Source organism: Rhodococcus sp. BH4 (assembly GCF_002079265.1).
GTDB lineage: Bacteria > Actinomycetota > Actinomycetes > Mycobacteriales > Mycobacteriaceae > Rhodococcus_F > Rhodococcus_F qingshengii.
This window is the reverse complement of the sequence record NZ_CP014941.1, coordinates 1,245,598-1,258,742: the sequence shown is the minus strand read 5'-3', so window position 1 is coordinate 1,258,742 and position 13,145 is coordinate 1,245,598. Positions and strand designations below refer to the sequence as shown.

The window sequence follows — 13,145 nt, the reverse complement described above, 5'->3', positions numbered from 1 at the left end:
CTCGACGGCAGGGTTCCCGCAGGGTGGACTTCGAACCGACGTGCACGACGAGAGGGCAGAGATGACAGACACCAGTCGCACCGAGCTTGCAGCTCAGGCGTATATCTACGGATTTCCCCTCGTTTTCAATCTCGACCAGGTCCATCGGTATGTTCACAACGGTGTCGGAGCGAACCCCGCCGCACCTTTCAACACCTTCAGCCACGCCCGCACACTGGCCGGGCCGGCAGACACTTTCGTCACGATCAACAACGACACCCTGTATTCCATGGCGCAGATCGATCTCTCTGTCGGCCCCGTTGCGCTGCACGTCCCCGATACCGATGGCCGTTACTACGTCCTCCAGTTCGTGGACGCCTGGACAAACAATTTCGCTTACGTCGGGCATCGGGCCACCGGCACGAAGAGCGGAGACTTCCTTCTCGTCCCACCCACCTGGACGGGAACCCCGGCGGACCAGACCACGGTGATCAGATTTCCCACGAACATTGCGTCGATCGTGGGCCGGTGGGCATGCGGTGGCGACGACGACCTCCCTGCGGTGCACGCCTTGCAGGACGCCACCACACTGACCGTCGTCGACTCCACCGGAAACTCGGCGGGTCTCCCAGTGCCCGAACCCGGGGTAAGCCAGGACCTCCTGTTCCTCGAGAAACTCCGCATCTGGTCACAGGCGTTTCCGCCGGCCCCACGCGATCGAGAACTCCAGGATTCCTTCTCCCCGATCGGAATCGACGAGCCCGGGGCCTCTCCCTATAGCTCACACTCTGCCGCTTCACTCTCTGCCGACGAGGCAGCCGCGTTGGCTGACGGATTGACGATCGGTGAGAAGAACCTGCTCGAGGCCCTCACGAAAGGCTCCAGCCCCGAAGTCAACGGATGGAAGCTCACATTCCACGCCTTCGACTACAACCTCGACTACTTCGAGGTCGGCACAATCGACGATCCACAATTCAAGATCGCCGATCCCAAGTTGCGCATCGTCGAACGCGCCGCGGCTGCCAAGGGCGGGCTGTGGGGCAACCACCCTTACGAAGCGGCGTACATCATGACCTACGTCGACGATCAGGGCGAGCAGTTGAACGGAAACCAGACCTACACAATAAGACTCGACCCCACTCCGCCGGTGAGCGCCTTCTGGTCGCTGACGATGTACTCGGTGCCGGACTTCTTCCTCGTGGCGAACCCCGTCGACCGATACTCGATCGGCGACCGCACTCCAGGAATCGTCCACGACGCCGACGGTGCGTTGACGATCACGATCAGCCACGAGGAGCCGAAAGATCCCACGGCGAAGGCAAACTGGCTGCCCGCACCGCGCGGGGATTTCCGACCGGTACTGAGAATGTACGAACCTTCGCCCGCCGTGCTCGATCAGTCCTACGTCGTCCCCGCCATCACTCGCTCGCAAGAATGACGGCTCGCGTCTGACGGCCTGCCTGTGCGGGCCGTCAGACGGACGCAGAATCAGGCGTGCGTGCCGCCGTCGATCCGGATCTCCGTGCCCGTGATGAAGGCACCATCGTCGGATGCCAACATCGCGATAACTCCCGCAACACTTTCCGGCCCGGCCATGGGGGCACCACCGGACTCCAGATCAGTGCTCAGAATCGGTGACAACTTGCCGAAGAGCGACCAGTCGGTGTCTTCCGGCAAGTACGACGCCGTAGTATCGGTGATCCCGCTCTTCACACTGCCCGGAGCCACCGCGACGGCACGCAGACCCTGCTTGCCGTATTCGAGAGCCAGTGCGTGAGTGAAGGACTGGATTCCTCCCTTACTTGCGGCATACGCGGCCATGTACGGGTGCGCGAAGGCAGCGGAGGTGGAACTGAAATTCACCACGACTGCGTTGCCGGTGGCAAGGAGAGCCGGCAGTGCCTGGCGCGTGACGAGGAAAGTGCCCGTCAAATTCACGGAGAGCACCTGATTCCACAGGTCCAGCGAGGTCTCGTGGGTGTGCCCACCACGCAGTATCCCGGCGGCGTTGACCAGTACGTCCAATCCCCCGAGAGACGAAATCGCCTGACCCACAACCTTGATGACGGAACCCTCGTCACCGATATCGACGACGACGGTGTCGAGGCGATCCTCCGTCGAAGCATGTTCTGCCGATTTCCGGGTGTTCGCCAAACCCTGCTCGGAGATGTCTGCAGCGACCACGCGGCCACCTTCGGCGAGCAACCGCAGCGCGGTGGCCTGCCCGATTCCAGATCCTGCGCCGGTGACGAGAATACGACGACCTTCGAAACGATTCATTGCTGTGTACCTTTCACGAAAACGAGTTGGCTGGTAGTCCAGGCTCGGTGGCGCCGACACTCACAACTCACCCGCGAGAAACTTCAGGTACGGGAAATGCGCAGCACTGCAACAGGTGTGGCACTGCGAAATCTCGGCGAGGCAATGCTCGCCGAAGTGGCGAATGTCAGACGGATCCGGCCGGTGCGGCCAAGGCTCTTTCGATCCAGACAAGACCGGACGGGCGGCGGTCGATCGCCTTACGCCCACGTCGGAAAGTCGCTACGCCGAATCGGGCCGTGCGCAGTGCACGGCCGGAAGCGAGAGAACAGAGGCGTATGGACATCACAGGCACGGTAGCAGCGCCGGCACCACTCGCTCAACCGCGTCGTTTCGAGACCCGAATCATTCAGGTAATCAGATGTCACTTCTGGACAACTCGCTCGACTTAGGCAGCACTAACCTGGTGGCATCCCGAAAAACCCGATCCAGGAGCACAGTCGATGACACATGCAGACGCCTCGCGCACAACAACTCCCCCGACGACCGTCCTACGGACCGCTGACCACAATCGCGGACTCAACGACGTTCTCGCGATCGTCGAAGCGATGGAGCGACCGAGCGATCACCTGCTGCGGATCACGGCTCGTTTGACGGAGTCGACCGACGATCCGACCTGGTCACGCCCGAATGTGACCGTACGCATGAATCTCGGGCCGGCCTTCGACGACGCTTCGCGCGTGTACACGGTGCGTTCCTACGATTCAGCGAGCGGATCGATCGTCGTCGATGTGGTCCTGCACGGACAGACCAGTCCGATGATGAGGTGGGCAGCAGCGTTGGCCGTCGGTGACACCTTCGGCCTCACCGGTCCGCGGCCACACTTCTTGATCCCTGATGTTCCTGGTCGACGTATCGCACTTTTTCTGGACGGCACCGCAATACCCGCATTGCACTCGATCATCGAGCAGTTACCTACCGACGTCGTCGGAATCGGCTGGGTCACAACAGATGACGAGGTCGCCTTCGCCGAACTGCCCGCCCTCCCCGGCCTGGAGCTTCACCGCGTGAGCGCAGATCCGGCCGAGCCCGACGGCCCACTGGCGGTACGAGCACGCGAGCTCGCCAATCCCGCGAGCTACGTCGTGTGGGGCGCCGGTGAACGCAACGAGATGCGCGCAATCCGGAAGCACTTTCGATCGACCGTCGGACTCGACAAAAACGACGTCGCGATATTCGGATATTGGAAGGAGGGCGTCAGCAACACCGAAATCGACCTCCGTCGACGCGAGAACTACGAGCGCATCCTCGCCGACGGCGGAACCCTCACCGACATCGACGACCTGGCCATCGAGATCTGATTGCCTCACACCAGCCGACCTGACCGGCGGTGCACTGCGGTGATAAGTTCCTCTGTGCCAGCGGACCTCCACACAGGGGGTCAGGGAATCCGGTGTGAATCCGGAACTGACGCGCAGCGGTGAGGGTGACCGCCCGGGCTTACGCCACTGGATGACAATCTGGGAAGGCGCTCGGGTGGAGCGATCTCGAGTCCGAATACCGGCTGGCAGCAGGGGTCAACAGGCGCCTGTTCACACGGTAACGGGCTCCGCGAACGAGCCCCTGCGAGAACGAGATTCCATGCGTCTGTCCAGACTTCGCCTACCCGCCGCCGCCGTCGCTGCCCTGTTGAGCGCGTCGTTGGTTGCCTGCTCCTCCGACGACAGTGCTGCCCGACAATCCAACTCTTCCGAACAATCGCGCGTGACAGTCCAGAACTGTGGCCGAGACGTCACGGTGGAGCGACCGATCGAACGGGCAATCGCGGTAAATCAACCTGCAGCAGAGATGCTGTTCGCGCTGGGAGTGCAGGACCGGATGGCCGGGTACGCCATGAGCGATGACGATGTCCTCCCCGAACTGCGCGAGGCGCGTGGTCAGGTCCAGGCGTTCGACACCGAGTTCCCGTCATTCGAAAGTGTCCTCGAACGCGAACCGGACATGGTCTACACGACGTTCAACTACACGTTCACCTCGGAGGGCATCGCCGACCGGATCAAGTTCACCGACCTCGGTGTCGCGACATATCAGTCACCCAGCGAGTGCACCGGTCAGGATGCCGAGCAGAGCAAGGCCCTCACGCTCGACGACTTGTACGACGAAATCAACGACGTGGCAACACTGTTCGATGTCAAGAACAAAGGTGTCGAGCTCACCGAGAATTTGAAGGATCGCGCGGCCACCGCCACGGCGGCACTGGGAGCTGAGAACGTGACGCTGGCGTGGTGGTACGCAGCCACGAAGACTCCGTACTTCGCCGGGTGCTGCGGTGCACCGGGAATCATGACCGACGCGGTGGGTGCGAAGAACGCCTTCGACGACAACAAGCAGTACTGGCCCGAAATCGGTTGGGAGAGTGTCCTCGATCGAGACCCGACCGTGCTGGTGCTCGCAGATCTCGACCGCGGTGGAGACGGCGACAGTGCCGCAGACAAGATCGCGTTCCTCGAATCGGACCCGGTCGCCAGCAAGCTCACCGCAGTGAAGAACAAGCGTTACATCATCCTCGAAGGAACGACGATGGATCCCTCGATCCGCAATGTCGGTGGCATCGAACAGCTCTCCGACGGGCTGCGCCAGTTGGGTGTGGTCTAGATGTCCGCGGAGATCTGTGAACTGGTGCGCCAGTGGGACGACCAGCAGGCGGCATACATCGCCGACCGTGAGAAGCGCTTCGACGTGATTCTCGACGTTCTCGAATTGCAGCACGCGCACACCCCGTTCACGGTTGTCGACCTGGCCTGCGGGCCGGGTTCACTGAGCGCCCGGATTCTCGAGAAGTTCGAGCATGCGAGCGTTGTGGGGATCGATTACGACCCGATGCTGCTGGAGCTCGCCCGCCAGTCGTCGACGCGTTTCGGTGACCGACTGCAGCTGATCGACGCAGACCTGGCGGGAGCCGATTGGCCGAATTCGGTGGCTGCGCCGGTTCAGGCGATAGTGTCGACAACCGCGCTTCACTGGTTGCAACCGCAGCAACTCGTCGAGGTGTACCGGCAGTGCCGCGAACTGCTGAGTCCGGACGGAGTCCTGCTCAATGGTGATCACTTTCGTTTCGACAGCCGCTTCCCTGTCATCGGGCGATGGGCGAAGGCTCACGACGAGCAGACGCAACACTCTGCCTTTGCTGCGGGCGCTCCCGAGTGGGAGAGCTGGTGGGACGAGTTGCGGGCCACTCACGGCATCGGGGCACTGACCGACGAGCGTGAGCGCAGATTCGCCGGACGTGACGCCACTGCGCCCACGGCCGTCGACTTCCAGTTGGCGGCGCTCGCGCAAGCAGGTTTTCGGGAGTCGGGGACGGTCTGGCAACTGTTCGACGACTACGTGGTCTACGGCGTGAGATGACGACAAGAGTTCGGCTGCGTGACAACCCGACGACCGTCACCCTGCTGTGGATGATCGGTGTTGTCACGCTGGCCGGATCGGCTGCCGTGGCGATCACGTTGGGGCCCGCCGGTCTGTCGGTCGGTGAGGTGGCTTCGATCGTCGTCGGCCATCTCGGCGGTACCGCGGCGGACGTCACCCCTATTCGTGACGGCATCGTCTGGGACCTCCGTCTGCCGCGTACCCTGCTCGCCGCGCTCTGCGGTGCCGGTCTCGGGTTGTGCGGTGCGATCATGCAGTCGCTGCTTCGCAATCCGCTGGCCGATCCGTTTGTCCTCGGTATCTCGTCCGGCGCCTCGACCGGTGCCGTACTGATCGTGATCCTCGGAGTCGGGTCGGGAGTGATCGGCTTGTCGAGCGGCGCCTTCATCGGCGCGGTGATCTCCTTCGCCCTTGTGTTGCTGCTCGCCCATGCGGCCGGCGGCACGCCGGATCGGGTGATCCTGGCCGGTGTCGCCGCGACCCAACTGTTCTCCGCGCTCACCTCGTTCATCGTCATCACCTCGGCCGATCCCGAGCAGACCCGCGGCGTGATGTTCTGGCTCCTGGGCTCACTCGGCGGCGCCGACTGGCTCGACGTCGCACTCTGCGCTGCGGTGGTCGCAGTCGGCCTCGCGGTCTGTCTGACTCACTCCCGCGCACTCGACGCCTTTGCCTTCGGCGAGGACGCGGCGTCGTCGCTGGGGGTGAACGTGTGGCGGGTGCGTGTGACCCTGTTGTTGGCAACAGCCTTGATGACCGCGGTGATCGTGAGCGTCGCAGGTGCCATCGGCTTCGTGGGCCTGGTCCTCCCGCACGCGGCGCGGGCTCTCGTCGGTTCGAACCACCGCCGACTCCTGCCCGCGTCCGCACTGATCGGCTCCATCTTCCTTGTCTGGGTCGACGCTGTGGCACGCACAGCCATTGCGCCGCAGGAACTCCCGGCCGGTGTGGTGACCGCGCTGGTCGGTGTGCCTGCGTTTGCCGTCATCCTCTGGAGACGGAAGGCCAGGCCATGACACTCGAAGCTACCGGCGTCAGTTGGCGGGTCGGCGGGGCGCTCATCGTCGACGACCTCGACGTCTCGCCTACAACCGGAAGTACGGTGGGGCTTCTCGGCCCCAACGGTTCGGGGAAATCGACGCTGCTGAAACTGCTTGCCGGGCACAATCGTCCGACGTCCGGTGTCGTGACCCTGGACCGAACCCCGTTGTCCGACTGGAAACGCCGCGACGTCGCGCGTCGGATCGCGACCGTTGATCAGCACAGCAACACCGAGATCGATCTGACGGTCGCGGAGGTAGTCGAACTCGGACGCACACCGCACCGCGGACTGTGGGGTGGGCAATCGGATTCCGATCGCGACGCCGTTCGGGCAGCGATCGAACACACCGATCTCGCCGGCATGCTGGACCGGTCGTGGCACACCCTGTCCGGCGGGGAGCGCCAACGCGTCCAGATCGCGCGCGCCCTCGCTCAGGAACCTCATGAGTTGCTACTCGACGAGCCGACCAATCACCTGGACATCAACCATCAACTCGAATTGCTCGCGCTCGTGCGACGCCTCCCCACCACCACGATCATGGCATTGCACGATCTGAATCTGGCCGCCATGTTCTGCGATTCGATAGTGATGCTGAACCGGGGATCCATCGTTGCCCACGGAAGCCCGACCGAGGTCCTGACCGCTGACCTGATAGCCGAGGTCTACCAGGTCGACGCCGAGGTTCGCCTGGACGGTCCCGGCGGAGTACCTACCGTGCGATACCTTCCGCCTTGCCACATGTAACCGTTCCGAGTGCCAATATGGATACGTGACCCTCGATGATGTCGCCAACGAACTGTACGGGCTCGACCCCGGCGAGTTCGTCGAGGCGCGTACACATCATGTGAAGGCCGCCCGGGAGGACAACGACCGCACATTGGCCGCGGAAATCGGCAAACTTCGGAAGCCGACCACCGTGGGGTGGTTGGTCAATCTCATCTCGCGCGATGCACCAGAGGATCTGGATGCACTTCTCGCGCTTGGCGAATCGCTACGCGACGCTCAACGCCATCTCTCGGGCCCGGACTTGCGACGGCTGACGACACAGAGGCAGCAGGTGGTGCGGAGTCTCGCCCACAAATCCGGTGAGATCGCCGCTTCACGGGGAAAAAGCGTCGGCGAGGATTCGTTGCGCGATGTCGCCCAGACTCTCAATGCCGCCCTGGCCGATGAGGAGACTGCCGCGCAGGTTCGACTCGGACGGGTCGTGACCGCTGCGACTTACAGCGGTTTCGGACCCGCCGGGCTCGCCGCGGTGAATGAGAAATCACCGCAGCACGCCGCGATTGAAGAGCCGACGACTCCGAAGTCGAAAACTCCGGAACTGAAGGCCGAACAAGCCAGAGCAAAAGCAGAATTGAAGGAAGCCACGGCGCAGGCCGACGAGATCCGCCGCCGGGTGAAGTCCGAGACCGCCGAACTCCAGGAAGCCAGAACGACGCTTTCCGACGTCGAACGGCGCGTTGAAGAACTGCGCACCGAACTCGAGCACGCTGAGCAGCAACGGCAGTTCGCACGGAACGCCGAGAAGACCAGTGACGCTGCGGTTCGAGAATCCGAGAAGGAACTCCGTGTTGCTGAGCGTCGCGTCGACAAAGCAGAACAAAACCTCGCCGCAATCAATTCGTAGACATCCTGTTCATTAATCGATAGTCTGCCAATTATCGATCAGGTTGATCATCCTGGGATCCAGCAGCTACGGACAACGCCATGCCGATGAGGGTTTGGCGCTATCGGCCACTGCCTCGACAGCCTTCGGAGTGTGAACATGGACAGTGACAACACGTCGGAATGGAGTTTCTTACACGGCAAGCGCGTTCTCGACCTCTCTCGCCTTCTGCCCGGCCCGTTTGCGACGACGCTGCTCGCAGATCTGGGCGCCGACGTGGTCAAGGTCGAGAACCCGAAGCGACCTGATCCCACGCGGGCAGCTGGTGAACGGATGGCCTCGTTGAACAGGAACAAGCGATCGATCGCGCTCGATCTCCGTCTCGAATCCGATCGCGAGACGTTCCTTCGACTGGTCGAGACTGCAGATGCAGTGGTCGAGGGGTTCCGGCCACAGGTACTGGCAGGCATGGGACTCGGCTACGACGTACTTCGAAAAGCCAACCCACGCATCGTATTATGTTCGATCACCGGTTACGGGCAGTCCGGACCCTATGCCGACAAGCCGGGGCACGAATTGAACTTCCTCGGCCTTTCCGGCTTTTTCGCAGTTCCCGGGTGCACCGACGGAGTCGTCACTCGCCCTGGTATCCGGGCCGGTGATCTGGTGGGTTCGATGTACGCAGCACTGTCCATCTCGGTTGCTCTCGCCAGCGTGGACAAGCACGGACGCGGACAACACATAGACATTTCCCTCGCCGAGGCTGCAACCGCGTGGTGCGCGCCTTTCGCGCTCATGATCCGCGATATCGAGAACCCTACCGATTCACCGACCGTCCAGGGAGACAACGACATTTTCGAGACTTCCGACGGTTGCTTGCTTTCACTTGCCACTTTCGAAGACAGGTTCTGGATCGAGTTCCGCACAGCATTCAGCGCTGAGTTTCCAGCACTGAACACACTGCGCTACGACGATCGATGGACCCGAACACAGCACAAGGCTGAGTTGCGGGAACTCCTGGTCACCACCTTCGGTACGCACACATACGAGTGGTGGGAAAGATCGTTGACTGCGATCAATGCCCCATGGGCGCCGGTGTTCACCGACGCCGGACAGCTGATGAGCGATCCCCATGTCGTTGCTCGAAACCTGTTCAGCGAGGTCGCGACCGAAAACGGAGAAAGCTGGCCCCAGATGAGATTCCCGGCGCAATTCAGCTTGGGACTGAACAGTTTTCGACTTCCGACTCCATACGTGGGCGAGCACACCGAGTCGGTTCTCGACGAAGCCGCCGCGGCAACGGCGAGACGTGACAGCGGCTATTCGGATTTCAATTCGCCGTCGAAACCCGAAGACCAGTAGCGTCCCCGCAACGAAAGTTCGAGCAGCATCTCGGTGACTTCTTCCGGCGTCAGCGGTGGCGGGTCGGACTCGAGCCACCACTGCATGACCGCGATCTGTTCACCCACCCATGCCCGCGAGAGTACTTCGATGTCGATTCGCGGAGTAACCCCGAGCGCTTCTGCCCGTGCGGAAAATATCCGCACAGCGGCGACGCTGCGGTCTTCGACGAACTTTCGCAGCGCCTTGCCATCCCCCTCACCACGCAGGATCACACGGTAGACGTCACGTTCCTCAGCGGCATGCCTGAACATCTCGAGCACAGGCTTGCCGGTGAATCCGATCGAAGAGGCGGGAATGAGTGGACCGAGCCGCTCTTGCAGGTCATCGGCCAGATCGGACACGACTTGACCGAGCAAATCGTCTTTGTCGGTGTAGTGACTGTAGAACGTCGCCCGACCCAAATCTGCACGGTCCGTGATGTCTTCGACGGTGATCCCGGCATATCCCCGTTCCAGAACGAGCGAGACCAAGGCATCCCGCAGCAATCGTCGGGTACGCCGGACACGTCTGTCTTCTGGAGGCATTGGGTTCCCTTCCTTCGCACTGTTGTACGAAGCATAGTTCAACATTGACAGGACGATCGAATATAGACAGACTGTCCATTAACAATCGTGATGTCGATTTTCTCTGGAGATGTCCATGAACCTCGGTACTTATCTCGCCCGAAGCGCCAGCTACTACCCCGATCTCGAAGCCCTTGTCTGCGGCGAAGGCCGGTGGACCTACAGCGAGCTCGATACGGCCGCAAACCGTCTCGCGTCCGCTCTCGCAGTGACCGGGACACGGCCCGGACACATGATCGGAACCTTTGCCGGAAACTGCGGGGAACTCGTAGTGACCGAAATGGCCTTGTACAAGGGAGGATTCGTCAGGGTGCCGATCAACGCACGACTGGGCGCCGACGAACTCGGGCATATCCTCGCCGACGCCGATGTGCGTGTCCTCTTCGTCGACCCCGCCCGTGCCGAGATGGCACTGAAGGTCGTCGCCGACGCAGGGCTGAACTGCAGGGTGATCGACTACAGCACTTCGACTCCCGGCGCGGACAGTTATCACGAACTGACGACAAGGGGCAGCGAAGACAACGTCGAGGTGGACGTCGACATTGACGCCCCGGCTGTCCTCAACTACACATCCGGGTCCACCGGCAAGCTCAAGGCTGCGGTCCAGAGTCACGGCAACCGCTTGGCGAACATGCGCAAGCGACTGATGAGCCCCGAAGGCGCGCCGACTGTTGGTGATCGCTACCTCGCCCCCGGCCCGATCACACACGCTTCCGGCATGGTGATGCTCGGAATGTTCGCCAGGGGCGCCGCAGTGGTGATCCTGCCGGCATGGGACACGAGGACGTTCCTGCAGACCATCGAACGTGAGCGGATCACCACCACCATGGTGGTCCCGACGATGCTCAACTTGCTGATGGACCATCCGTCGGTTACCGAAGTCGACCTGAGCTCTCTGCGCTGCATCGGCGTAGGCGCAGCGCCGGTTTCTCCACAACGGTTGCGCGACGCGGTAAAGGTGTTCGGTCCCATCGTCATTCAGGGATACGGGCTCGGCGAAACGACCAGCGTCGTCACTGTCTTGACCGCTGAAGACGTGGTGCGCGGTATCGAATCCGACCCTGAGCTTCTTCTCTCGTGCGGCCGGCCGGCATACGACACCGATGTTCGCGTGGTCGACGACAACGGCGTACAGGTCCCGGCCGGCACGATCGGCGAGATCGTAGCCAGTGGTCCGGACTGTGTCCGCGAATACTTCCACGAACCCGAGCTGTCGGCTGAGACGTTCAGGAACGGCTGGGTCCACACGGGCGATGTCGGCTATTTCCGCGAAGACGGCTACCTGTTCATCGTCGACCGCAAGAAGGACATGATCATCTCGGGCGGATTCAACATCTACTGCAGCGAGGTGGAGGCCGCTTTGTACGAACATCCCGCCGTTTCCGAAGTCTGCGTAGTGGGAGTTCCCGATCCGAAGTGGGGCGAAGCAGTCAAGGCTGTTGTCGTGACCAGAGATGGAACTGACACCACCGCAATGGAATTGATCGCGCACTGCTCGACGCGTCTGGCAAGCATGAAGAAGCCACGTTCGGTCGACTTCGCAGATTCGTTGCCTGTCAACCGAAACGGCAAGATCGATCGCCGCGCGATTCGCGCGACCTACTGGACCACCGCTGACCGTCACGTCAACTGACAGGAAATAGACATGTCATTCGCTCTCACCCCTACCTACGAAGACAATCCAAGACTTCAATCGCTCGTCGAGCGTCTACGCGACTATCTCGACGGCGAACTAGCCGAGTACGAAGCCGAATTGGGTCTCACTCAAGAATCCCACTACATCCGTGAGACACTCGAGCCAGTGTGGAGACGCAGCCGCGAACTCGGCTTCTACGGAATACACCTCCCCACTGAACTCGGCGGCCAGAACCTCACCTATACCGAACTCGCCGCACTCAAAGAAGAGGTCGGTGCATCGCCGCGGGTCCTCGCGACGTCCGTGCTCGGAGACATGGGTGGCCCACTCCGCGCGGGATCGATCTTTCAATACGCCACCGAGCACCAGTTGGAAAAGTACTTGATTCCGGTGCTGCGAGGAGAGAAGGCGTGCTGCTTTTCTCTCACCGAGAACGACGCAGGTTCCGATGTTCGCGGCATGCTCACCACAGCTACCCCGGACGGTGCCGGATGGCGCCTGAACGGCCACAAGGTGTTCTCGTCCGCGGGCCCCTTCGCCGACTTTTCGGTCCTGATCGCAAAGATGGCATCCGACGGCGACGGACCGGATTCGTACTCGGCCTTCCTGGTCGACTTGGATTCTCCTGGCTGCACAGTGGCGGACGGTGACGTCCCGATGTCCGGTCAGCACATCGAAGCGGACATCATCCTCGACGGCTGCTACGTGGGGCCGGAACAGCTTCTCGGAAATGTGGGCGAAGGCTTGAGAATCGGACTCGGTCGAGTCACAGTCAACCGGTTGTTGCACTGCCCCACCGTCCTCGGCGGAGCCCGCCGAGCACTGGAATTGTCGTTGGAGTACAGCAAGACTCGCCAGGTGCAGGGCGCTCCTCTTGCGATGTTGCAGTCCATCCAACACAAACTCGCCGACATGGCGACCGACTACTACGCTGCGCGCTCGATGACCTACGACGCACTCGCCACACTCGATGCCGGTGGGAGTCCGCGTACCGAAGCATTTATGTGCAAGCTGTTCGTTGCCGAGAAGGCCTTCACCATCGCCGACCACGCAGTTCAGATTCACGGAAAAGCCGGGGTCATCCGTGGTTCGGAGGTCGAATCACTGTTCCAGCGGTTGAGGATGTTCCGAATCCTGACCGGCTCCTCCGAGATTCAGAAGAACGGAATCGCGCGTCAATTACTCACCACCTGAAGATCATTCAAGGACAGTCGTATCCAATTT

13 protein-coding genes and 1 riboswitch are annotated in these 13,145 nt (G+C 61.8%); of the genes, 10 read left to right on the top strand and 3 right to left on the bottom strand.

The window, feature by feature from the left end; all coding sequences use genetic code 11:
• Positions 1 to 61: 61 nt before the first annotated feature.
• Positions 62 to 1,417, top strand: a complete 1,356-nt coding sequence (locus A0W34_RS05805; RefSeq protein WP_063314915.1) for a DUF1254 domain-containing protein — start codon at positions 62 to 64, stop codon at positions 1,415 to 1,417.
• Positions 1,418 to 1,467: 50 nt separating this feature from the next.
• Here the strand turns inward: A0W34_RS05805 and A0W34_RS05800 are convergent, their stop codons facing one another.
• The gene (locus A0W34_RS05800) at positions 1,468 to 2,259 is read right to left on the bottom strand and encodes an SDR family NAD(P)-dependent oxidoreductase (RefSeq protein WP_063314916.1); all 792 of its coding nucleotides are present in this window, start codon (positions 2,257 to 2,259) and stop codon (positions 1,468 to 1,470) included.
• A 166-nt stretch (positions 2,260 to 2,425) separates the two neighbouring features.
• The gene (locus tag A0W34_RS32725) at positions 2,426 to 2,584 is read right to left on the bottom strand and encodes a hypothetical protein (RefSeq protein WP_156511691.1); all 159 of its coding nucleotides are present in this window, start codon (positions 2,582 to 2,584) and stop codon (positions 2,426 to 2,428) included.
• 157 nt (positions 2,585 to 2,741) lie between these two features.
• Between A0W34_RS32725 and A0W34_RS05795 the strand changes: the two genes are divergently transcribed.
• From A0W34_RS05795 to A0W34_RS05765, 7 genes are all read left to right on the top strand, one after another.
• Positions 2,742 to 3,599, top strand: coding sequence for a siderophore-interacting protein (locus A0W34_RS05795; protein ID WP_003945614.1), 858 nt, complete (start codon positions 2,742 to 2,744; stop codon positions 3,597 to 3,599).
• Positions 3,600 to 3,640: 41 nt separating this feature from the next.
• Positions 3,641 to 3,821, top strand: a riboswitch (cobalamin riboswitch).
• 58 nt (positions 3,822 to 3,879) lie between these two features.
• Positions 3,880 to 4,893: an ABC transporter substrate-binding protein gene (locus tag A0W34_RS05790; RefSeq protein WP_081557459.1), complete on the top strand. Its 1,014-nt coding sequence runs from the start codon at positions 3,880 to 3,882 to the stop codon at positions 4,891 to 4,893.
• A complete protein-coding gene (locus A0W34_RS05785) occupies positions 4,894 to 5,646 on the top strand; it encodes a class I SAM-dependent methyltransferase (RefSeq protein WP_081557458.1) in 753 nt (250 codons plus the stop codon).
• The gene (locus A0W34_RS05780) at positions 5,643 to 6,683 is read left to right on the top strand and encodes a FecCD family ABC transporter permease (RefSeq protein ID WP_042920161.1); all 1,041 of its coding nucleotides are present in this window, start codon (positions 5,643 to 5,645) and stop codon (positions 6,681 to 6,683) included. The genes A0W34_RS05785 and A0W34_RS05780 overlap by 4 nt, the downstream gene beginning before the upstream one ends.
• Positions 6,680 to 7,453 (top strand): ABC transporter ATP-binding protein, encoded by a 774-nt coding sequence (locus A0W34_RS05775; RefSeq protein ID WP_075832411.1) that lies wholly within the window; start codon positions 6,680 to 6,682, stop codon positions 7,451 to 7,453. Before A0W34_RS05780 ends, A0W34_RS05775 begins: the two co-directional genes overlap by 4 nt.
• 25 nt (positions 7,454 to 7,478) lie before the next feature.
• The gene (locus A0W34_RS05770; protein WP_073513487.1) at positions 7,479 to 8,339 is read left to right on the top strand and encodes a hypothetical protein; all 861 of its coding nucleotides are present in this window, start codon (positions 7,479 to 7,481) and stop codon (positions 8,337 to 8,339) included.
• A 138-nt stretch (positions 8,340 to 8,477) separates the two neighbouring features.
• Positions 8,478 to 9,680 carry a CaiB/BaiF CoA transferase family protein gene (locus A0W34_RS05765; RefSeq protein WP_063314920.1) on the top strand — a complete coding sequence of 401 codons (1,203 nt, stop codon included), beginning with the start codon at positions 8,478 to 8,480 and terminating at the stop codon, positions 9,678 to 9,680.
• Here the strand turns inward: A0W34_RS05765 and A0W34_RS05760 are convergent.
• Positions 9,638 to 10,246, bottom strand: coding sequence for a TetR/AcrR family transcriptional regulator (locus A0W34_RS05760; protein ID WP_007734687.1), 609 nt, complete (start codon positions 10,244 to 10,246; stop codon positions 9,638 to 9,640). The two genes, A0W34_RS05765 and A0W34_RS05760, sit on opposite strands and share 43 nt — an antisense overlap.
• Positions 10,247 to 10,361: 115 nt before the next feature.
• On the opposite strand from A0W34_RS05760, the gene A0W34_RS05755 reads away from it, so the two are divergent.
• Both A0W34_RS05755 and A0W34_RS05750 read left to right on the top strand, forming a co-directional pair.
• On the top strand, positions 10,362 to 11,918 hold the full coding sequence (locus A0W34_RS05755) for an acyl-CoA synthetase (protein ID WP_081558755.1): 1,557 nt from the start codon (positions 10,362 to 10,364) through the stop codon (positions 11,916 to 11,918).
• Positions 11,919 to 11,930: 12 nt separating this feature from the next.
• Positions 11,931 to 13,115, top strand: coding sequence for an acyl-CoA dehydrogenase family protein (locus tag A0W34_RS05750; protein ID WP_063314921.1), 1,185 nt, complete (start codon positions 11,931 to 11,933; stop codon positions 13,113 to 13,115).
• The last annotated feature ends 30 nt before the right edge of the window (positions 13,116 to 13,145 follow it).